29 protein-coding genes and 1 pseudogene are annotated in these 19,076 nt (G+C 41.7%); 27 read left to right on the top strand and 3 right to left on the bottom strand.

Annotated features, from left to right (window positions below; translation table 11 throughout):
• Positions 1 to 56 precede the first annotated feature (56 nt).
• The 3 genes from ACRQ5D_RS03405 to ACRQ5D_RS03395 form a co-directional block, all read right to left on the bottom strand.
• Positions 57 to 464 (bottom strand): hypothetical protein, encoded by a 408-nt coding sequence (locus ACRQ5D_RS03405; protein ID WP_091165351.1) that lies wholly within the window; start codon positions 462 to 464, stop codon positions 57 to 59.
• 26 nt (positions 465 to 490) lie between these two features.
• The gene (locus ACRQ5D_RS03400) at positions 491 to 1,048 is read right to left on the bottom strand and encodes a hypothetical protein (protein ID WP_091165354.1); all 558 of its coding nucleotides are present in this window, start codon (positions 1,046 to 1,048) and stop codon (positions 491 to 493) included.
• Between the two features lie 263 nt (positions 1,049 to 1,311).
• Positions 1,312 to 1,779 (bottom strand): SRPBCC family protein, encoded by a 468-nt coding sequence (locus tag ACRQ5D_RS03395; RefSeq protein ID WP_091165357.1) that lies wholly within the window; start codon positions 1,777 to 1,779, stop codon positions 1,312 to 1,314.
• Between the two features lie 255 nt (positions 1,780 to 2,034).
• Between ACRQ5D_RS03395 and ACRQ5D_RS03390 the strand changes: the two genes are divergently transcribed.
• The 27 genes and pseudogenes from ACRQ5D_RS03390 (at position 2,035) to secY (ending at position 19,072) form a co-directional block, all read left to right on the top strand.
• Positions 2,035 to 3,213, top strand: a complete 1,179-nt coding sequence (locus ACRQ5D_RS03390; protein WP_091165360.1) for a hypothetical protein — start codon at positions 2,035 to 2,037, stop codon at positions 3,211 to 3,213.
• A 205-nt stretch (positions 3,214 to 3,418) separates the two neighbouring features.
• Complete coding sequence (locus ACRQ5D_RS03385; protein WP_091165363.1) at positions 3,419 to 3,838, top strand: OsmC family protein; 420 nt, start codon at positions 3,419 to 3,421, stop codon at positions 3,836 to 3,838.
• A gap of 276 nt (positions 3,839 to 4,114) precedes the next feature.
• Entirely contained in the window at positions 4,115 to 5,827 is a 1,713-nt protein-coding gene (locus ACRQ5D_RS03380; RefSeq protein WP_091165365.1) for a hypothetical protein, read from the top strand.
• Between the two features lie 115 nt (positions 5,828 to 5,942).
• A complete protein-coding gene (locus ACRQ5D_RS03375) occupies positions 5,943 to 6,821 on the top strand; it encodes a hypothetical protein (protein WP_432328447.1) in 879 nt (292 codons plus the stop codon).
• A 747-nt stretch (positions 6,822 to 7,568) separates the two neighbouring features.
• A complete protein-coding gene (locus ACRQ5D_RS03370; protein ID WP_091165371.1) occupies positions 7,569 to 7,799 on the top strand; it encodes a hypothetical protein in 231 nt (76 codons plus the stop codon).
• The gene (locus tag ACRQ5D_RS03365; protein ID WP_256337385.1) at positions 7,789 to 7,998 is read left to right on the top strand and encodes a type II toxin-antitoxin system RelE family toxin; all 210 of its coding nucleotides are present in this window, start codon (positions 7,789 to 7,791) and stop codon (positions 7,996 to 7,998) included. Before ACRQ5D_RS03370 ends, ACRQ5D_RS03365 begins: the two co-directional genes overlap by 11 nt.
• Positions 7,999 to 8,479: 481 nt before the next feature.
• Positions 8,480 to 9,096 (top strand): annotated as a pseudogene (gene rplC, locus ACRQ5D_RS03360) (50S ribosomal protein L3).
• Position 9,097: 1 nt separating this feature from the next.
• The gene (gene rplD / locus ACRQ5D_RS03355) at positions 9,098 to 9,730 is read left to right on the top strand and encodes a 50S ribosomal protein L4 (RefSeq protein WP_090529285.1); all 633 of its coding nucleotides are present in this window, start codon (positions 9,098 to 9,100) and stop codon (positions 9,728 to 9,730) included.
• Between the two features lie 2 nt (positions 9,731 to 9,732).
• Positions 9,733 to 10,023, top strand: a complete 291-nt coding sequence (gene rplW / locus ACRQ5D_RS03350; RefSeq protein ID WP_090529282.1) for a 50S ribosomal protein L23 — start codon at positions 9,733 to 9,735, stop codon at positions 10,021 to 10,023.
• 8 nt (positions 10,024 to 10,031) lie between these two features.
• Positions 10,032 to 10,859, top strand: coding sequence for a 50S ribosomal protein L2 (gene rplB / locus ACRQ5D_RS03345; RefSeq protein ID WP_090529279.1), 828 nt, complete (start codon positions 10,032 to 10,034; stop codon positions 10,857 to 10,859).
• Complete coding sequence (gene rpsS, locus ACRQ5D_RS03340; protein WP_022832979.1) at positions 10,859 to 11,125, top strand: 30S ribosomal protein S19; 267 nt, start codon at positions 10,859 to 10,861, stop codon at positions 11,123 to 11,125. Before rplB ends, rpsS begins: the two co-directional genes overlap by 1 nt.
• 6 nt (positions 11,126 to 11,131) lie before the next feature.
• The gene (rplV, locus tag ACRQ5D_RS03335; protein ID WP_091165379.1) at positions 11,132 to 11,560 is read left to right on the top strand and encodes a 50S ribosomal protein L22; all 429 of its coding nucleotides are present in this window, start codon (positions 11,132 to 11,134) and stop codon (positions 11,558 to 11,560) included.
• 6 nt (positions 11,561 to 11,566) lie between these two features.
• Positions 11,567 to 12,439: a 30S ribosomal protein S3 gene (gene rpsC, locus ACRQ5D_RS03330; protein ID WP_090529273.1), complete on the top strand. Its 873-nt coding sequence runs from the start codon at positions 11,567 to 11,569 to the stop codon at positions 12,437 to 12,439.
• Positions 12,440 to 12,489: 50 nt separating this feature from the next.
• Positions 12,490 to 12,912 carry a 50S ribosomal protein L16 gene (gene rplP, locus ACRQ5D_RS03325; RefSeq protein WP_090529269.1) on the top strand — a complete coding sequence of 141 codons (423 nt, stop codon included), beginning with the start codon at positions 12,490 to 12,492 and terminating at the stop codon, positions 12,910 to 12,912.
• 124 nt (positions 12,913 to 13,036) lie between these two features.
• Complete coding sequence (gene rpmC, locus ACRQ5D_RS03320; RefSeq protein ID WP_090529266.1) at positions 13,037 to 13,246, top strand: 50S ribosomal protein L29; 210 nt, start codon at positions 13,037 to 13,039, stop codon at positions 13,244 to 13,246.
• A gap of 25 nt (positions 13,247 to 13,271) precedes the next feature.
• On the top strand, positions 13,272 to 13,526 hold the full coding sequence (rpsQ, locus tag ACRQ5D_RS03315; protein WP_091166929.1) for a 30S ribosomal protein S17: 255 nt from the start codon (positions 13,272 to 13,274) through the stop codon (positions 13,524 to 13,526).
• A gap of 1 nt (position 13,527) precedes the next feature.
• Complete coding sequence (gene rplN, locus ACRQ5D_RS03310; protein WP_090529260.1) at positions 13,528 to 13,896, top strand: 50S ribosomal protein L14; 369 nt, start codon at positions 13,528 to 13,530, stop codon at positions 13,894 to 13,896.
• Position 13,897: 1 nt separating this feature from the next.
• On the top strand, positions 13,898 to 14,227 hold the full coding sequence (rplX, locus tag ACRQ5D_RS03305) for a 50S ribosomal protein L24 (protein WP_090529257.1): 330 nt from the start codon (positions 13,898 to 13,900) through the stop codon (positions 14,225 to 14,227).
• Positions 14,227 to 14,790: a 50S ribosomal protein L5 gene (rplE, locus tag ACRQ5D_RS03300; RefSeq protein ID WP_090529254.1), complete on the top strand. Its 564-nt coding sequence runs from the start codon at positions 14,227 to 14,229 to the stop codon at positions 14,788 to 14,790. The genes rplX and rplE overlap by 1 nt, the downstream gene beginning before the upstream one ends.
• Positions 14,783 to 15,052, top strand: coding sequence for a 30S ribosomal protein S14 (gene rpsN, locus ACRQ5D_RS03295; protein WP_090529250.1), 270 nt, complete (start codon positions 14,783 to 14,785; stop codon positions 15,050 to 15,052). Before rplE ends, rpsN begins: the two co-directional genes overlap by 8 nt.
• A 173-nt stretch (positions 15,053 to 15,225) precedes the next feature.
• The gene (rpsH, locus tag ACRQ5D_RS03290; protein WP_090529247.1) at positions 15,226 to 15,624 is read left to right on the top strand and encodes a 30S ribosomal protein S8; all 399 of its coding nucleotides are present in this window, start codon (positions 15,226 to 15,228) and stop codon (positions 15,622 to 15,624) included.
• A gap of 17 nt (positions 15,625 to 15,641) precedes the next feature.
• Positions 15,642 to 16,199 carry a 50S ribosomal protein L6 gene (gene rplF, locus ACRQ5D_RS03285; RefSeq protein ID WP_090529244.1) on the top strand — a complete coding sequence of 186 codons (558 nt, stop codon included), beginning with the start codon at positions 15,642 to 15,644 and terminating at the stop codon, positions 16,197 to 16,199.
• Positions 16,200 to 16,204: 5 nt separating this feature from the next.
• Complete coding sequence (gene rplR / locus ACRQ5D_RS03280; RefSeq protein ID WP_090529241.1) at positions 16,205 to 16,555, top strand: 50S ribosomal protein L18; 351 nt, start codon at positions 16,205 to 16,207, stop codon at positions 16,553 to 16,555.
• 12 nt (positions 16,556 to 16,567) lie between these two features.
• On the top strand, positions 16,568 to 17,086 hold the full coding sequence (rpsE, locus tag ACRQ5D_RS03275) for a 30S ribosomal protein S5 (RefSeq protein ID WP_090529238.1): 519 nt from the start codon (positions 16,568 to 16,570) through the stop codon (positions 17,084 to 17,086).
• Between the two features lie 6 nt (positions 17,087 to 17,092).
• The gene (gene rpmD, locus ACRQ5D_RS03270) at positions 17,093 to 17,272 is read left to right on the top strand and encodes a 50S ribosomal protein L30 (RefSeq protein WP_022833274.1); all 180 of its coding nucleotides are present in this window, start codon (positions 17,093 to 17,095) and stop codon (positions 17,270 to 17,272) included.
• Between the two features lie 4 nt (positions 17,273 to 17,276).
• Positions 17,277 to 17,723 carry a 50S ribosomal protein L15 gene (rplO, locus tag ACRQ5D_RS03265; RefSeq protein WP_090529235.1) on the top strand — a complete coding sequence of 149 codons (447 nt, stop codon included), beginning with the start codon at positions 17,277 to 17,279 and terminating at the stop codon, positions 17,721 to 17,723.
• 5 nt (positions 17,724 to 17,728) lie between these two features.
• Positions 17,729 to 19,072: a preprotein translocase subunit SecY gene (secY, locus tag ACRQ5D_RS03260; RefSeq protein WP_090529231.1), complete on the top strand. Its 1,344-nt coding sequence runs from the start codon at positions 17,729 to 17,731 to the stop codon at positions 19,070 to 19,072.
• Positions 19,073 to 19,076 lie beyond the last annotated feature (4 nt).

Here is a 19,076-nt window from a genome sequence, read left to right as displayed (position 1 = left end):
CTGTTTTTGAAAAATTGAACACTGACATTGGTTGTAAGCTTTCAGAAAAGCTAAGGTCATTTCAAATATTCTGATATTATATCAAATTGTTCAGAGACTGCGAAGACATCTCTTCTATCTTGGTTTTTGTCATGGAATGCATAGAATATCTCGATGCTTTCCTGATTCAAAAGTTTTTTAAGATAGAGCATTTCAAATCTTCGTTTTGATTGATAGATCTCATTATCATTAACCGAAAAGTAATTCAAAGTAAAGAAGTTATCTGATTTCCATTTTGAGGTACAGTGATATTTAACGAAATAAACTCTTTTAAAGGAAGGATCTTCTAAAATATTGTCGATAACACAATGGTCTGAAATTAAATGGTTTTCGAGGTATATAGAGCAAATCCATGGGCCGCCCATGTTAATGATCTGCTCTATATTCTCTATATTAAATTCTAAGCCACAAAGTTTTTTCTTCATTGTATCAAGGAATATATCGCCAATGGCTAACTATAGGATTCGAGAAACTCATCTATGGTATCTTCACTATCCATATTCAGAATAGCATTTGCCAACTTTACTTGCCCCTTAGCTAATGCAATAGCTGTTAATGCCGTTGCTGCTAAATCCAAATCCCAATATTGATTCATAGCAAGCTTCGCAAGATCTGCTAAATCTTCAATCGCTTTATTGTAGTTTGGTTTTAGCGAGTTTGGTATTTGAGGATTGTTCTTATGCCTTTGTATTTCGATAACCGAAATCAGTCCAAGTATATTATAGTCTACAATTTGTTTTTGTAGCGATATCCGAACCAAAAGAGGAACCGAATAATATGATGCCAAGCCAACATCCCCCTGATGGTGTAGCTCGTTCCATAGTTCTTGATAGATTTGGTTAACAGTTTGTTTATTGTCTGCAAGTTCAAGTTTCTTCAAGGCTATTGAAGCATCATATAATGTTCCTCTGTAACCGCCTTCTAAGGTTGACCATCTTGGGTCGTCAAGTTCCAATGCCGGCTCATCTACTGATTTCTTAGGGAAGAAGTCGCTTAACTTTATTGTCATAAGGTTATTTGTTTCTCAAAGATAGATAAACGGAGGAAGTTTTTTTCCATCGAGATCGGCTGTTGGTACTAATGATGGCCCTTACATGCACTGATCGGTAAGGCCAGTTAAGCTGAAAGCTTAACTCATTTTAGGACGAAGTTACGCTGTCGCTAAACTTCGACCAGTGGATGTATAAATTTACTCACTGTATAAAAAAACATATCATTGGCTTGCCACATGTGCGAGCCAATGATATGAAAACAGATATACCAGATTACGCATTACTGCGCCGCTGACACTGTTTTGCTTGCTGCAGCTGTATTTATCCAGTTTAACAACCGCTCCTGGATATATTGTGTCCATGCCGGTGCGCAGGCGTGATAACATTCAAATTCTGGTACCAGTCCAACATGGGTGAATACAATTTTTGTGGCATCGCCCTCCGCAAAAATTTCAAAGCAAAGTTTGGTGCCGGTCCACTCGGTTTGGTTTTGTGTAAAAGTTAGTTTGCTATCGGTAATCAGCCAGGCTATTTTCTTGTTGGGGACCAATTCAACAAGTTTTTGTTTGGTGTAGTGCGCTCCGTCGCCGGCAAAGAATGAAAACTCGTCGCCAAGTTTTTCCGACTTGCCTTCAAATATTTCCGAATGCAAGCCTGACCACCATCCCCGGACATTTTTTAACGCATCAAAAACTTCTTCAGGGCTTTGGTTTACCAATAAGGTTGTTGTGAAATCTGTAGTTGTCATTTTTTTGATCTTTAAGTTGAATAATTCATTATTTAACAGGCCTTGTTAAAATGGGTAACTTTAAAGTTACGTAAATGTATAAGTAACTTCTGGGTTACGCAATTTTTTCTGAAAATTTTTTATTGCCTTATTTTAAGGGGATAGGCGTGTGTCACGGCGACGCTACCGCGAGCGTTTCATAAATCAGAACAATTTTTTGCCTGTAATTTTTCGTTCAGTATATTTAAAACTTATTGATCACAACCTGAACTTTACATGCGCCAGTTCAAAGCCAAGTTTAAGTACATTTTTTTACCCCTTGTTTTTATAGGCATTTGCATCATAATTATTTATACCTTTTTGCATTGGCTGCTGCTTATCAGGTTTAATGTTTTTACGCTGAAAGATAAAGATGCCGATTTTCTTATCCCCGGTATTGTAGGTCTTGTTTTGCCACAGCTTTTGCTTTTTCCTAAGTTGAGGCAATTAAAGGCATATAAAGCAACCAGTCGTGATCCAATAACTATTTTGTTAATGGTAGGCGGTTTTACATTTGCTGTACCTATCTGTATCGCACAAAATTATCTTGAATCAGCTACCGGTAAGCTAACACGTCTGGATAGCATAAGCGAGGTACATTATGTGCCGCAGACTAAGTACTATACCGTTAAACAGAAGTATCCTAACAAGCATATGGCCCACTTTAAGGTTATATTTTCTGTTAGTGGTAAAAATAATGCAGATTTTAATATGGATGCTTATGCCGCGGTTCCGGTTTTTGACCGTATTTTCCCCGATACCAGCAAGATAGCTGCTATGCGAAAAAGGGTAAACCCTAAAACACTGGTGATCATTAATGATACGCTGCGCAATATGTTGTTTTTAAAAAAATTACCTGCCGACTCGATAATGATGATGCGTTATGTCAATCCTACTATGGTAATGCCTAAATATGGGGATGCCGGTAAATACGGCGCGTTAGCGGTTGTAACCCGGAGTTATAAATTTAAGATAAAGCCTATAATCCCGAAAATAGAGCCTGCCGCGTGGTTTGTTTTTAAATACCACAAAACTATCAGCAATAGTTTATCCACGAGTGAAAAGAATTCCTATTTCAGTCAGTTTGCAAAAGATTGCGACACAGCTTTTAAATACAAGCCGTTAAACAAATTTATATACCTGGCCCGCTTACCTAATGATGGTGAGGTATCCAACTACGAGGCGGCCATAAACTCGCGCGATGATGTTGCTGAAGGAGAGCAAACAATGCTTTCGCCTGTTTACGAGTCGTTTGAAAAACGGAATGGTAATAAGCTTGCATGGATTGGCGGATCATTTACCATCGGAGCAACGCTGTTTTTACTCCTGCTCGGGTTATTCAGGATTAAAGGTTTGGATAATTTTGAGAAGAGGATGTTTGAAAAATGGGAGAAAGACCTGATAAACAGGCGTTGAGTTTATAGAGCTGAATTTCGACGGAGGTAATGGTTTGATTACCAGCACTGTGATTTAGTGAGATAAATTGAACAACAAGCCACTTCAAAACACTTGACAATCCCCTGATAATCCTCCATTCCAATTTTAACCCAGGTTAAAATTTCATGCGATTGACAACAGTACTTTTGTTCTGTCGGAAGACACAACAACAAAAAACAAAATCATGAAACGTACAGCAAATGCACATTGGAACGGTACCTTACAGGATGGTAAGGGCGAGATCACTACTCAAAGCACCGTATTAAATAAAACACAATATTCTTTCAAAACCCGTTTTGCCGAAGGCGTAGGTACCAATCCTGAAGAACTGATTGCAGCGGCCCATGCCGGTTGTTTTACCATGGCGGTTGGCGCAGCATTAACACAGGCGGGTTATATCCCTGGGGATCTGACTACCGACGCCATTCTTGACCTGGATATGCAGGCATTAAGTATAACAGCTATAGCTTTAAACCTGAAAGCCACTGTTATTGAGGGTCTTAGTGAGCAGCAGTTTAAAGAAATTGCTGAAGGTGCAAAAGCAAATTGTATCATCTCCAAAGCCTTGAATGTGCCTATTTCACTGGATGTAATTTACGCTTAAGTAAATTTTGCTTTGGTATGCTATTCAGAGGACCGGTGAAGCCGGTCCTTTGTTTTTATGATGGATGCCGTCATTTTTAATACCCTTCACGGGTTAAGATTTAAGAATAATATAAATTTCACCGCTACTTCTTAATTTACATTTATCTGCCTTCGGCTCAACAAAATATACTATCCAACCCAATTCAATTCCCTCATCCATTCCTCCTCACAATACCTTATATTAGTATAGGTTTTCATACCTGCCAATTATAGTCCTCATTTAAAAAAGTCGAACATGAAAAAGGTATCGCTGTTATTTGTGTTCCCTGTGGTGTTGTTCGCTACCTATTTGTTTGCGTTCCAGGGAAAAAAATTAAAAGTATCGGGCAAAACAAAACCGGTAATCCCGGTAATGTGCGGATCGGGTATAGTGCAGGATGCAGATACGGCGGGGAATGGCAAATTTATACAGCGCTTACCCGGTTGGGGACATCACAGCTATGTTATAGCTACCGGTAACGATAGCGCCCGGTTTTACTTTAACCAGGGCTTAACTATGTATTACAGCTACCACATGAAGGAGGCATTTGCCTCGTTCAAAGAAGCGTCGCGCTTTGACCCCTCGGCCGCTATGACTTACTGGGGGCAGGCTTTAAGCCTGGGCCCTTACTATAACGCAGGCGGGCCGTATGTTGCGCCCGCCGGTTTGCCTGCTGTTTTGAAACAAATGAACGCCGTTGCCGGCAGCGCTCCCGAAAAGGAAAAAGCCTTGATAGCGGCGATGAACCTTCGTTACCCGCATGGTGGCACCAACGCAAGCGATAATGAAGCTTATGCACAGGATCTGAAGAAACTGATGCAGGCTTACCCAACCGATGCCGACCTTAAGATGCTGTATATCGACGCGGTAATGCTCATTCACCCCTGGGATTTTTGGGCGCCCGACGGTACCGATAAACCCTGGACAGCCGAACTGGTTACCTTGTGCAAAGGCGTTTTAAATACCAATCCGGAGCACCCGGCGGCGCTGCATTATTATATCCACTTAACCGAGGCTTCGCGTAACCCCGGCGCCGCGCTGCCCAATGCAGGGGCTTTAAAAAGGTTGTTCCCCGGTATCGGGCATATGGTGCATATGGCCAGTCATGTTTATCAGCGCAATGGTTTATATTTTCAGGGCGTTGACGTTAATGAAAAAGCAGCAAAATGTATTGTTACTTATGCCGCCCTGGCGCCCAATTTAAAGCTCACAAAAATAAACTCTCACTTTTACGCTGTCGAAACACTTTGTGCCTTTAACGGGGCTATGTACGAGCGGGGAATGGAAGCGGCCCAACGCTGCCGCAATGCTGTAAAACCTTCGGCAGGCGATACTTATTCGCAATACCTGTACATGATGCCTGTATTTACCATGATGCGCCTTGGCAAATGGCACGAACTGCTGAAAGACAGCGTTGGCCCCAATGGCGACTGGGCCTATGCGCGGGTGTTATACCATTTTGCCCGCGGAATGGCATTTCTGTATACGGGCGGGCAGGATTCGGCCGTGGCCCAGCTTGCTTTATTGCGTGGCAGGCTTAATGATGCCTCTTTAAAACAGCGGCATATTCCTTTTAATATCGCACTGGATGGCGCCACCGTTGCCGAAAATATATTGGATGGTGCTATTTTACTTGGCCGCAATAAGTTTGATGATGGTATGGCGGCATTAAAAAAAGCAGTGCAAACAGAAGATAACATGATTTACTCGGAGCCTGCCGAGTGGCCTATCCCGGCAAGACAGTTCCTGGGGGCTTACCTGCTCAAAACCGATTATAACCCGCAGGCCGAAAAAGTTTTCCGCGAAGACCTGGAACGTAACCCGGGTAACGGCTGGTCGATGCTGGGCATGTACCAAAGTTTAAAGGCGCAAAACCGTACCGAAAAGCTGCCTTATTACAAGGCGGGCTTCACGCGCTCGTTTTCGCATGCTGATGAAGTGCCCGCAAGTTCGGTGGTTATGAATTAGGGCAATGTTCCGGGCGACAGGTGCGGTGCCGGTTTTTGTTGGTTAGCTTTCGGGGAAAAATCTAAATACTTTTGTAGTTTAGGCTCAAATCTAAAAGCCTTAACCCGGAATGTAAGTGAACAGATACCTAACCCAAAGATTTGTTTTATACGCCCTTTTTATAATTGCAATAGTATTAGCGGGGATTCAATTTTTAAGCGACCGGGGCGTATGGCTTGATGAAGCTGTATTAACCCTTAATTTAATACACCGTAATGCTGTTGGTCTGTTCCGGCCTCTTGATTATAATGGGGTTGCGCCTGTGTTGTTCCTGCTTATTCAAAAAGCATTTATATCGCTGGTGCCCAAATCAGATTATGCGCTTAAGGTATTCCCCCTTATCTGCTATTTGGCGTTCCTGCCCCTTTTTGGCCGGATACTAAGCAGGCTTTTCAAAAGCATTTACAGCATTATTTTAGGATTGAGCCTGGTCATTTTTAATCAAACCATAATTTATTACTCAAGCGAGGCCAAACAGTATATTGTCGATCTTCTGGTAATTGCCATATTCTATTATCTGTTGATTGAAGAGAAAGCATTAAAGGGATTTTACTATAAGCTTTTGGTACTGGGCTCAATCTGCATATATCTCTCCAACATCACACCAATTATCCTGCTTACGGTTGATATATACCTGTTTTATAAATCAAGATCGGAAAATAGGCCCCTGGGCAGGCATTTTATAATCACCAATTTGTGTTGGGGTGTTTTCTTTGCTTTATATTATTTTGTGTTTATCTACAGCCATCCAACGCAACATAAAATGGTTGGGTACTGGTCAAACGCGGGTGCTTTTATGCCCTTTGATTCGTCGTTTTGGGGGTGGATAGCAGGTCGTTTTCACGGCATTTTTTATTTTCTTTTTACTTCGGGCAGCTTATCGGGACCTGTATTTTGGTATTATTCGGCCTGGGTGTCATACTGTTGGTTAGGTACAGAAGATACGATCTCATGATATTAACATTACTGCCGGTTTGCGTCCATCTTGTTTTATCCGGGCTTAAATTATATCCATTTGAAACCCGATTATATTTATACTTAACCCCTGGCCTGGTCATTACGTGCGTATTCAGCTATGAGTTTTTAGTCACCGGGCTATCTCATCTGAGATTTGGAAAAGCCGTCGGTTTTATCTTTTTACTGTTTCCGGCATTAATGGCCAGGGTTGTATTTATACACCAACCGCCTTACACGCAGCATGATGATATTAAAAGGGGGATTGAAACCATCAATAAAAAATTTGAAAAAGGCGATGCCCTTTATACGGGCAACTTAACAGGCTTACCGGTAAAATACTATAAAGATTTAGGTGTTATAGATAGGCGGCTTGATGTAATCTATAAGGATAGCCTTTTAAATACGCATTGTCCCTATGCCGTTAAGCGTTTGTGGGTACTTACATATTCCGTTGAAGATCAACCCCAGGAACTTTCTGAACTATTGAAAAGCAGGCAATTAATAAAAAAAGACAGTTTTGAAACCCGGGGCGGTGTACGCTTTAGCTTGTTTGCGCAAGGTAATGCACTTGTTCAAAAAAATCGGCGCCATAAAATAGAACTGAATTACTGTAAATCGCGAGTATACCACGCTTTTGCCGGCGTTGCATGCCCGCGCCGGATGGGGGCTTTCCATGGCCAGGCCTGCATCGGGGGCGTTATGTCATTGCTGTTCAATTGTTATTATAAATGTTTAAATTTGTTATATGACAACGTTAACAATCGAAATACCCGAAAAGGCAGGGAAAACGCTGGCCGATCTGGTCGAGCAGTTAGGAGGGAAGGTTATTTCTATAAAGAAAGACAAAGAGACAAAAGGCGAGAAGAAGAAAAAACAGGTATTAGACGATCTGGAAGAGTCAGTAAAGTTTGTCAGGTTGCATCAGCAGGGTAAGGTTGAAGCAAAAACGATACAAGAATTACTTAATGAGCTTTAAGATTCTGCCAACCCCGGCGTTTGTCCGTGAACTTAAGAAACTTTCTAAAAAGTACATTTCTTTAAAGAAGGATTTAACAGTTTTAATTGCCGAATTAGTTGAAAATCCGAAATCGGGAACTCCTTTAGGAAATAACTGTTATAAAATTCGGATGGCTATTACTTCAAAAAATAAGGGAAATCGGCCGGTGCAAGAATAATTACCTATGTTCAGGTTGTTAATGGAACGGTTTACTTATTATCTATCTATGATAAATCTGATCTGGATAGCATAAGTGATAGTGAGTTAACAAGCCGCATAAAGGATCTGTGATTTTTAGGCTGACATGCTAATTCTTTGCTTAAGGGTTCATGGTCGGCATGCTGTCAGCAAATAGCCCCTCAATCCCCCCAATCTTTAAAAATTTCCCCGGCCCATCTTCAGTTTTACGCCGTCAGCCGGGTGATGCGGTAGCATACCTTCCAAAATGGCTGTGAAAAGTCAAAAAATCAAACCGGCTAATGCTTAGCCAAATACCTTTCAAACATATGTTAAAACGCGGATGCAAAAATTATAAAAAAATAACTTACTAACTATTTGATAATTAATACAAAGTTTCTATCTTTGCCGTCCCTTTCGGGGGAGAAATATGCCTTGAACGAAGCCCTACTGCTTCGATGGGCACAAAAACAATTAAAAAAATGTCAGGAATTATTGGTAAAAAGTAGGAATGACCAGCATTTTCGACAGAACAGGGAAAAACATTCCCTGCACAGTAATCGAAGCTGGCCCTTGCGTGGTAACACAAGTTAAGTCTGTGGATACAGACGGATACGCTGCTGTTCAGTTAGCGTATGGCGACAAAAAGGAAAAAAACACTTCTGCCCCTCTAAAAGGACACTTCCAGAAAGCCGGTAGCGCTCCAAAGCGTAAACTGGTTGAATTCAAAACTTTCGAAGATCAAAAAGCATTAGGCGACACCGTTACTGTCGACATTTTTGCTGCGGGAGATTTTGTTGACGTGGTAGGTACCTCAAAAGGTAAGGGTTTTCAGGGTGTGGTAAAACGTCATGGTTTTGGCGGCGTGGGTATGCAAACTCACGGTCAGCACAACCGTTTACGTGCGCCAGGTTCTTTGGGTGCGTCATCATGGCCATCACGTGTATTTAAAGGTATGCGCATGGCAGGTCAAACCGGAAACGCCCGTGTTAAAATACAAAACCTTGAAGTAGTTAAGGTTTTCGCGGAGCAGAATCTGTTAGTAGTTAAAGGTTCCATCCCCGGAGCTAAGGGTTCATTCGTAATAGTGGATAAATAAGATGGAAGTTAACGTATTAAACGTATCAGGTAAAGAAACAGGTGCCAAGGTGCAGCTTCCTGAGTCGGTTTTCGGTATTGAGCCAAATGATCACGCTATCTATCTTGATGTTAAGCAATTTCTTGCTAACCAGCGTCAGGGTACACACAAATCAAAACAGCGTAATGAAATTGCAGGTTCAACCCGCAAATTATACAAACAAAAAGGTACAGGCGGTGCCCGTGCCGGTGGTATTAAATCACCATTATTTAACGGTGGTGGCCGTGTATTCGGTCCGCAACCACGCGATTATAGCTTCAAATTAAACAAAAAGCTTAAATCACTGGCCCGTAAATCAGCTTTATCATACAAAGCAAAAGATAACAATATTTTAGTGTTAGAGGATTTTAGCTTTGATAGCATCAAAACTAAAAACTACATTAAGCTGGAGGCCGATCTGAATGTTACTAATGAAAAAACATTATTAGTAGTAGCATCTGCCGAAAATAACAATGTGTATTTATCAAGCAGGAACCTGAAGAAAAGCAAAGTAATTTCAGTTGAGCAGCTTAACACTTATGATGTGTTAAACGCAGGCAAGCTGTTGTTAACTACAGGTGCTGTTAAAACTTTGGAGGAAGCATTAGCTAAGTAATTATGGAAATTTTAAAACAACCCCTACTTACTGAAAAAGTTACTCAGTTAACTGACAAGCTTAACCGTTATGCTTTCAAAGTTGATCACAGGGCTAACAAAATTCAGATCAAGAGTGCCATCGAGGCAATGTACGGTGTAAACGTTACGGCGGTAAACACCATGAAATACGTCGGCAAACTTAAAACTCGCAATACTAAGGCAGGCGCCGTTCAGGGCCGTTCAGCTACTTACAAAAAAGCGATCATTACGTTGAAGGACGGAGAAGTAATTGATTTTTACAGCAATATATAATTATAGAAATGGCAGTAAAGAGATTTAAACCGGTTACCCCGGGTACCCGCTTCAGAGTTGATGTATCTAATTCAGATATCACAACAAACGTTCCTGAAAAATCGTTGGTTGTAGCATCAAACAAAAGATCGGGCGGTCGTAACAACAGCGGTAAAATGACTATGCGCTACTTAGGTGGTGGTCATAAACAAGCATACAGGTTAATTGATTTTAAACGTAATAAGTTTGATATCCCGGCAAAAGTTGCAACTATCGAGTACGATCCTAACCGTTCGGCACGTATAGCCCTGCTACACTTTGCTGATGGCGAGAAAAGGTACATGATTGCTCCGGAAGGCTTAACAGTTGGTACAATTGTAACAGCAGGCGAAACAGCAGCTCCCGAAGTAGGTAATACCTTACCATTAAAGAATATCCCTCTTGGTTCGATCATTCACAACATTGAGTTAAACCCTGGTCAGGGTGGTGTAATTGCCCGCAGCGCCGGTACTTACGCTCAATTATCAGCACGTGATGGCAAATATGCTATCATCAAATTGCCTTCAGGCGAAACCCGCATGATCCTGTCAACTTGTTTGGCAACTATCGGTACCGTTTCAAATGGCGAAAGAGCAAACGCTGTGTTAGGTAAAGCCGGCCGCAAACGCTGGTTAGGCCGCAGGCCAAGGGTACGTGGTGTAGCTATGAACCCGGTAGATCACCCTATGGGTGGTGGTGAAGGCCGTGCCTCAGGTGGTCACCCACGTTCACGTAAAGGTTTATTGGCTAAAGGCTACAAAACCCGTGACAAGAAGAAAACATCGGATCGTTACATCATTGAAAGAAGGAAGAAATAATGGCTCGTTCAATAAAAAAAGGACCTTACATCGATCATAACTTAGATAAGAAAGTTATGGTACTGAATGATGCAAATAAAAAATCAGTTGTAAAAACATGGTCACGTCGTTCCATGATCTCTCCTGATTTCGTTGGTCATACATTCGCAGTACACAACGGTAACAAGTTTATCCCTGTGTACGTAACAGAAAACATGGTTGGACACAAGCTGGGAGAGTTTGCCCCAACCCGTACATTCCGCGGACACGCAGAAAAGAAAAAATAACAGGCAATGGAAGCAACAACAAAAATTAAAAAGTCTGTACTAATCAGGCAACAAAAAGAAGCTGCGAAAGCTCTTGTAGGCGGCGCTTCTGTTGCTAAGTTACAGGACTGCCCAACTTCACCACGCAAAATGCGTTTGGTGGTTGACTTGATCCGCGGTGAAAACGTTGAGAAAGCGTTATACATATTGAAATTTACTAACAAAGAAGCTGCTATTCGTGTAGAGAAACTTTTGTTATCAGCTATCAAAAACTGGGAAGCAAAAAACGAAGGCAAACGTGTTGAAGACAGCAACCTTTTTGTTAAGGAAGTATCTGTAGGCGGTGGCCGTCAGTTAAAAAGGTTACGCCCTGCTCCGCAAGGAAGGGGATACCGTATCCGCAAACGCTCAAACCACGTAACACTTGTTGTGGATAGTAAAAACGAAAACAATTAATTTGAAATGGGACAGAAAGCACATCCAATAGGTAACAGGTTAGGAATCATCAGAGGTTGGGATTCTAACTGGTTCGGTGGCAACAACTACTCCGATAAATTAGTTGAAGACGAAAAAATCCGCAAATACCTTTCAGCTCGTATTGCTAAAGGTGGTGTATCTAAAGTAGTTATCGAGCGTACTTTAAAACGCATTACCGTAACTATCCACACTGCCCGTCCGGGTATTGTGATCGGTAAAGGCGGTCAGGAAGTTGACAAGATCAAAGAAGAGTTGAAAAAACTTACCAAGAAAGAAGTTCAGATCAACATTTTCGAGATCAAACGTCCTGAGCTTGATGCACAATTAGTAGCAGAAGGCATTGCAAAACAATTAGAAGCACGTATCTCTTTCCGTCGTGCCATGAAAACCACAATCGCTGCAACCATGCGTATGGGTGCCGAAGGTATCAAGGTAATGACTTCAGGCCGTTTAGGCGGCGCTGAGATGGCACGTAGCGAGCAATATAAAGAAGGCAGGATTCCTTTGCACACTTTCCGTGCTGACATTGACTACGCATTAGCAGAAGCATTAACTACCTATGGTAAAATAGGTGTTAAAGTTTGGATCTGCAAAGGCGAGGTTTATGGCAAACGCGATCTTTCTCCAAACATTGGCGGTACCAGCAGCGCAAGCGGTAAAGGTGGCAGGCCAGAGGGCGGTGCACCAGGCTTTGGTGGCCGTGGTAACGAAAGAGGCGGCGAGCGCGGCGGTGAGCGTCGTGGCGACAGGAAACCAGGTGGCGATCGTCGTGGCGGTGGTAACCGTCCGGGCGGACAAGGTGGAAACCGTCCGGGTGGACAAGGTGGAAACCGTCCGGGTGGCCCAGGTAAGAGATAATAATTAAAGTACAAGACAAATATCGAATAACGATATAAAAGCTTAAGAAAATGCTACAGCCAAAAAGAACGAAGTTCAGAAAGATGCAAAAAGGCAGGATGAAAGGTTTAGCCACCCGTGGTGCTGAACTTTCATTCGGATCTTTTGGTGTTAAATCACTCGAAGCGGCATGGATCACCAGCCGTCAGATCGAGGCTGCACGTATCGCTGTAACACGTTTTATGAAACGTGAAGGACAGGTTTGGATCAGGATATTTCCTGACAAACCTGTAACCAAGAAACCTGCAGAGGTACGTATGGGTAAAGGTAAAGGTGCTCCTGAATACTGGGTTGCGGTAGTACGCCCCGGAAGGATCATTTTTGAAGCCGAAGGCGTGCCTTTGGAAGTTGCTAAAGAGGCTTTACGCCTTGCAGCACAGAAATTACCGGTGCAAACTAAATTTATTGTACGTAGGGATTACGTAGAAGCATAAATTGAGGAGTTAGTTGAAGAGTTGTAAAGTTTTAATGTTGTGAAGTTAGATGCCGAATTTCACCATTCAAATAAAAACAATACAACGTTTAAACTTACCAACAGACAACAAATAACAAAGAAAAATGAAGAACTCAGAAATTTTGGGCCTATCAACTGAAGAGATTGTTGCTAAGATCAGCGAGGAAAGGGCTACCCTAACCAAATTGAAATTCGCTCATGCAGTTTCAGCTATTGAGAACCCGTCCCGTATAACTAAAGTACGCAAAGGAATTGCTCAGTTAAATACTGAATTAACAAAACGTAAAGCGGCGGCCGCTTCTGAAAAGAATTAATTTTTTAAACATTCAGACAATGGAATTGGAAAGAAATTTAAGAAAAACACGTACCGGCCTCGTAGTTAGCAACAAAATGGAGAAATCTATCGTTGTGGCCGTTGAACGTAAGGTGAAACACCCTATTTACGGTAAGTTCGTAAAAAAGACTACCAAATTTATGGCTCATGATGAAACCAATACTTGTGGCGTAGGCGATACAGTATTGATCATGGAAACCCGCCCGCTGAGCAAAACCAAAAACTGGCGATTAGTTGAAATTTTAGAAAGGGCTAAATAAGATGGTACAACAGGAATCAAGATTAACAGTAGCCGACAATAGCGGCGCTAAAGAAGTTTTAGTGATCCGTGTATTGGGTGGTACCGGTAAAAGGTATGCATCAATCGGCGATAAAATTGTGGTTACCGTAAAAAGCGCTTTACCATCAGGTAACGTTAAAAAAGGTACCGTATCAAAAGCCGTAGTTGTGCGTACTAAAAAAGAGATCCGCAGAAAAGACGGTTCATATATCCGTTTCGACGATAACGCAGCTGTGTTGTTAAACAACCAGGACGAGCCAAGAGGTACACGTATCTTTGGCCCTGTTGCAAGGGAACTGCGCGAGAAACAATTTATGAAAATTGTATCATTAGCACCGGAGGTATTGTAACATGGAAAAGAAAGTAAAATTAAAGATCCGTAAAGGCGACCTGGTTAAAGTTATCGCCGGCGATTCAAAAGGATCACAAGGCAAAATCGTTGAGGTTTTGGTAGATAAGAACAGGGCTATTGTTGAAGGTGCCAATATGGTATCAAAACATACAAAACCTAATGCTGCTAACCCTAACGGCGGAATTGTTAAACAAGAAGCTGCTATACATATTTCAAACCTAATGCTGGTTGATCCTAAAACAGGTAATACAACCCGTGTTGGCCGTCAAAAAAATGACGCCGGCAAATTAGTAAGGGTAGCAAAAAAATCAGGGGAGGAAATTAAGTAATGACTTACGTACCAAGATTAAAATCAAAATACAAGGACGAAATCCGCACCGCACTGAAAGATAAATTTCAGTACAAAAGCGTAATGCAGGTTCCTAAATTGGAGAAAATTGCCATTAACCAGGGTGTAGGTGGTGCAACTACCGACAAGAAATTGATCGAAAACACCATCACTGAGTTAACTACCATCACTGGTCAGCAGGCAGTATCTTCAAAATCTAAAAAAGATATCTCAAACTTTAAATTGCGTAAAAATATGCCGGTTGGCGTACGTGTTACCCTGCGTGACAACACAATGTACGAGTTTTTGGATCGTTTAATCGCTGTAGCCCTGCCACGTATCCGTGACTTCAAAGGCATCAACGATAAAGGTTTTGATGGCCGCGGCAACTATACATTAGGTATTACTGAGCAAATTATCTTCCCTGAGATAAATATTGACAAAATCAATAAAATCCAAGGTATGGATATTACCTTTGTAACCTCCGCAACAAACGATGTTGAAGCATTGGAGTTGTTGAAACAATTTGGTTTACCATTTAAAAATCAAAATAGCAATGGCTAAAGAAGGTGTAAAAGCACGTGAAGTAAAGCGCGCAAAATTAGTAGCTAAATACGCTGAAAAAAGAGCTGCTTTAAAAGAAGCTGGCGATTACGCTGCTTTAGATAAATTACCAAAAGCATCATCACCGGTAAAACTGCACAACCGTTGCAAATTAACCGGCCGCCCTCGTGGTTATATGCGTCAGTTTGGCATCTCACGTGTTACATTCCGTGAAATGGCTCTTGAAGGCAAGATCCCGGGAGTAAAAAAAGCAAGCTGGTAAGAAGATATAAAAATATCGGATTTCGGAATTTCGATTTCGAAATTTCGATATTTTTAATTTTTTTGAGATTGTGGCAAATTCGAACATCCGAAATCTCAAATACAAAATGAATTAACCGATGGAAGGTCGCCCGGGATGTTACCGGAAGGAAACCACCGTCATAACACAATAAAATGAATACAGATCCAATCGCAGATTATCTTACAAGAGTAAGGAATGCTATTAAAGCCAACCACCGGGTTGTTGAAATTCCTGCATCAAATCTGAAGAAGGAAATCACTAAGGTGCTTTTCGACAAAGGTTACATTGCAAATTATAAGTTTGAGGATAATGGTCCTCAGGGCACTATCAAAGTTGCTTTGAAATACCACCCGATAACTAAAATTTCTGCTATCCGCAGCATTTCGCGCATCAGCAAACCAGGTTTGAGGAAATACGCAGGTATGGAAAACATGCCACGTGTACTAAATGGTTTAGGTATCGCCATCCTGTCAACTTCTAAAGGCGTTATGTCTGATAAAGAAGCTCGTCAGCAAAATGTTGGTGGTGAGGTTTTATGCTACGTTTATTAACAGAAGAAATTTAAGCAATGTCAAGAGTAGGAAAAGCACCGATAGCACTGCCACAGGGAGTAACCATTACAGTTTCAGCAGATAATGTTGTTACCGTAAAAGGCCCTAAAGGCCAGTTGCAACAGGCAATAGATAGCGATATCACTATTGCACAGGAAGACGGTCAGTTACTGGTTCAACGCCCGTCTGATCAAAAACGTCACAAAGCGTTACATGGTTTATACCGCGCGCTTTTAAATAACATGGTAATTGGTGTAACCGAAGGTTACAAAGTAACCCAGGAATTAGTGGGTGTAGGTTACCGTGCCACCAATACCGGTAATACATTAGATTTAGTGTTGGGTTTCTCTCACCACTATGTATTTGAATTACCTCAAGAAATTAAAGTTACAACCACTGCTGATAAGGGTAAAAACCCAACCATCATCCTTGAATCAATTGACAAACAGTTAATTGGCCAGGTAGCAGCTAAAATCCGTTCATTACGTGCACCAGAGCCTTACAAAGGTAAAGGTATCAAGTTCCAGGGCGAGATTTTGAGAAGAAAAGCAGGTAAATCAGCATCTAAAAAATAATCGTCATGGGAGCTAAACTATCAAGAAGAGACAGGATTAAAAAAGGCATCAGGAAACGCCTTTCAGGGTCAACAGAACGTCCCCGCCTGTCAGTATTTAGAAGTAATAAAGGTATTTATGCGCAGATCATTGACGATGTAACCGGTAAAACTTTAGTTTCAGCATCATCTTTATCAAAAGATTTTGCCGCTGAAGGTACAAAATCAGATCAATCAGTAGCTGTAGGCAAACTGGTAGCTTCAAAAGCTATCGCTGCAGGTATTAAAGATGTGGTTTTCGACAGGAACGGTTACCTGTACCATGGCCGTGTTAAGTCATTGGCCGAAGGTGCACGTGAAGGTGGTTTAAACTTTTAATCGAAAAGAGAAATGTCAACAATCAACATAAAAAGAGTAAAAACAAGCGAGATCGAATTAAAAGACCGCTTGGTAAGCATACAGCGTGTTGCCAAAGTAACCAAAGGCGGCCGTACTTTCAGCTTCTCTGCTATCGTAGTAGTAGGTGATGAAAACGGTGTTGTAGGTTACGGTTTAGGTAAAGCTAAAGAGGTAACTGAAGCTATTGCTAAAGGCATTGATGATGCTAAAAAGAACCTGGTAAAAGTTCCAATCATTAACGGAACTGTACCTCATGAGCAAATTGGTAAATTTAGCGGTGGTTTTGTTTTCATTAAACCAGCAGCTAACGGTACCGGTGTAATTGCAGGTGGTGCTATGCGTGCCGTATTAGAGTCGGCAGGTGTACACAACGTATTGGCAAAATCAAAAGGTTCATCAAACCCGCACAACGTGGTAAAAGCAACCGTATCGGCATTAGCCCAGTTACGTGATGCAAATACAGTAGCACAACAGCGCGGAATTAGTTTAGGTAAAGTATTTAACGGATAATCAGTCATGGCTAAGATCAAAATAACACAGATTAAGAGCGTGATCGACAGAACGGAACGCCAGAAAAAAACAATCGAGGCTTTAGGCTTGCGTAAAATTAACCACAGTGTGGAAGTTGAGGCTACACCTGCTATAGTTGGGATGGTTAGGAAAGTGAACCACCTGGTAGCGGTTGAAAATATTTAATATCATGAATTTAAGTAATTTAAAACCTGCAGAAGGTTCAACCAAAAATAGAAAAAGAATTGGCCGTGGTACAGGTTCTGGCCGTGGCGGTACGTCAACCCGTGGCCACAAAGGCGCCGGTTCACGTTCAGGTACCAGCACCAAGGTAGGCTTTGAAGGCGGTCAGATGCCTTTACAGCGCCGTGTGCCTAAAGTGGGCTTTAAAAACCCTAACCGTGTTGAGTACACAGGTGTAAACCTTGACGTACTTCAGGAATTAGTAACAAAGTTTTCGCTTACTGCTGTTGATTTTGATACTTTGAAAGAGCACGGTTTGGTATCACGTAACGACCTGGTTAAGATCCTGGGCCGTGGTGAGCTTACTGCCAAATTAGAAGTTAAAGCACATGCATTTACTGCTACAGCTCAAAAAGCTATTGAAGCTGCAGGTGGTACCATAGTTAAGTTATAATTTCGATGAAGAAATTTTTCACCACATTATCCAATATCTGGAAAATCGAAGATCTGAGAGTGCGTATTACTAACACACTCTTATTTCTTTTAATATATCGTGTAGGCTCATTCGTGGTTTTGCCGGGCGTTAACGCCGCGGTAGCATCAACCCAAAAAGCAGAAGGATTAGTAGGATTGCTGAATATGTTTGCAGGAGGATCGTTTTCACGTTCCTCTATTTTTGCGTTAGGTGTTATGCCTTACATTTCGGCTTCAATTGTGGTGCAACTGCTGGGTATTGCCGTTCCGTATTTTACCAAATTGCAAAAAGAAGGTGAAAGCGGTCGCAACAAGCTTAACCAATGGACCCGCTACCTGACAATAGGTATTACCTTTTTACAGGCTATAGGTTACCTTAAATCGCAGGTTGCTGCTGATGCAAGGACTATTGCCGATCCTTTTACCTTTATCTTCATTAACACTTTTGTGTTAACGGCAGGTACATTATTTGTAATGTGGTTAGGCGAAAAGATCACCGATAAAGGTATCGGTAACGGTATTTCACTTATTATCATGGTGGGTATCATTGCTCAGTTACCAATGGCGTTTACTACCGAGTTCGTTTCGCGTAATGGCGGTGCCGGTGGTTTAATTGCTTTCATTGTGGAGATCGTAGGTCTTATTGGTGTGGTAATGTTTACTATACTGATAGTACAGGGAACGCGTAAAATTTCGGTACAATACGCTAAACGTATTGTGGGTAACAAACAATATGGCGGTGTACGCCAGTACATACCTTTAAAGGTAAATGCTGCAGGTGTAATGCCAATCATATTTGCTCAGGCATTGATGTTTATCCCACAAACTGTATCGCAGTTTTTCCCTAACGTATCATCAAACGGTATATTGATAGCTTTAGCTAACTATAACTCATGGGAGCATAACCTGTTGTTTGGGATACTGATCATCCTGTTCACTTACTTCTATACTGCTATTACGGTTAACCCTAACCAAATGGCCGATGATATGAAGAAGAATGGTGGCTTTATCCCGGGCATTAAACCAGGCCGTACTACTGCTGAGTTTATTGATGGCGTAATTTCAAAGATCACTTTACCAGGATCAGTATTCCTGGCTATTATAGCAATCATCCCGGCATTGGCCAGTTTGGTTGGTGTATCTCCGGTATTCGCAAGGTTCTTCGGCGGTACATCGCTGATCATCCTGGTGGGTGTTGTTTTGGATACATTACAGCAAATAGAAAGTCACTTGTTGATGCGCCATTATGATGGTTTAATGAAAACCGGACGGATTAAGGGACGTACAGCTATGCCTGCCGCTGCCGGTACCAGTCCGACAGCGATTTAATTAG

Origin of the sequence: Mucilaginibacter sp. P25 (genome assembly GCF_050859465.1) — a bacterium.
Taxonomy (GTDB): Bacteria; Bacteroidota; Bacteroidia; order Sphingobacteriales; family Sphingobacteriaceae; genus Mucilaginibacter; species Mucilaginibacter gossypii.
Note: the sequence above shows the minus strand (reverse complement) of the source record. Positions and strands in the feature narration are given on the sequence as shown.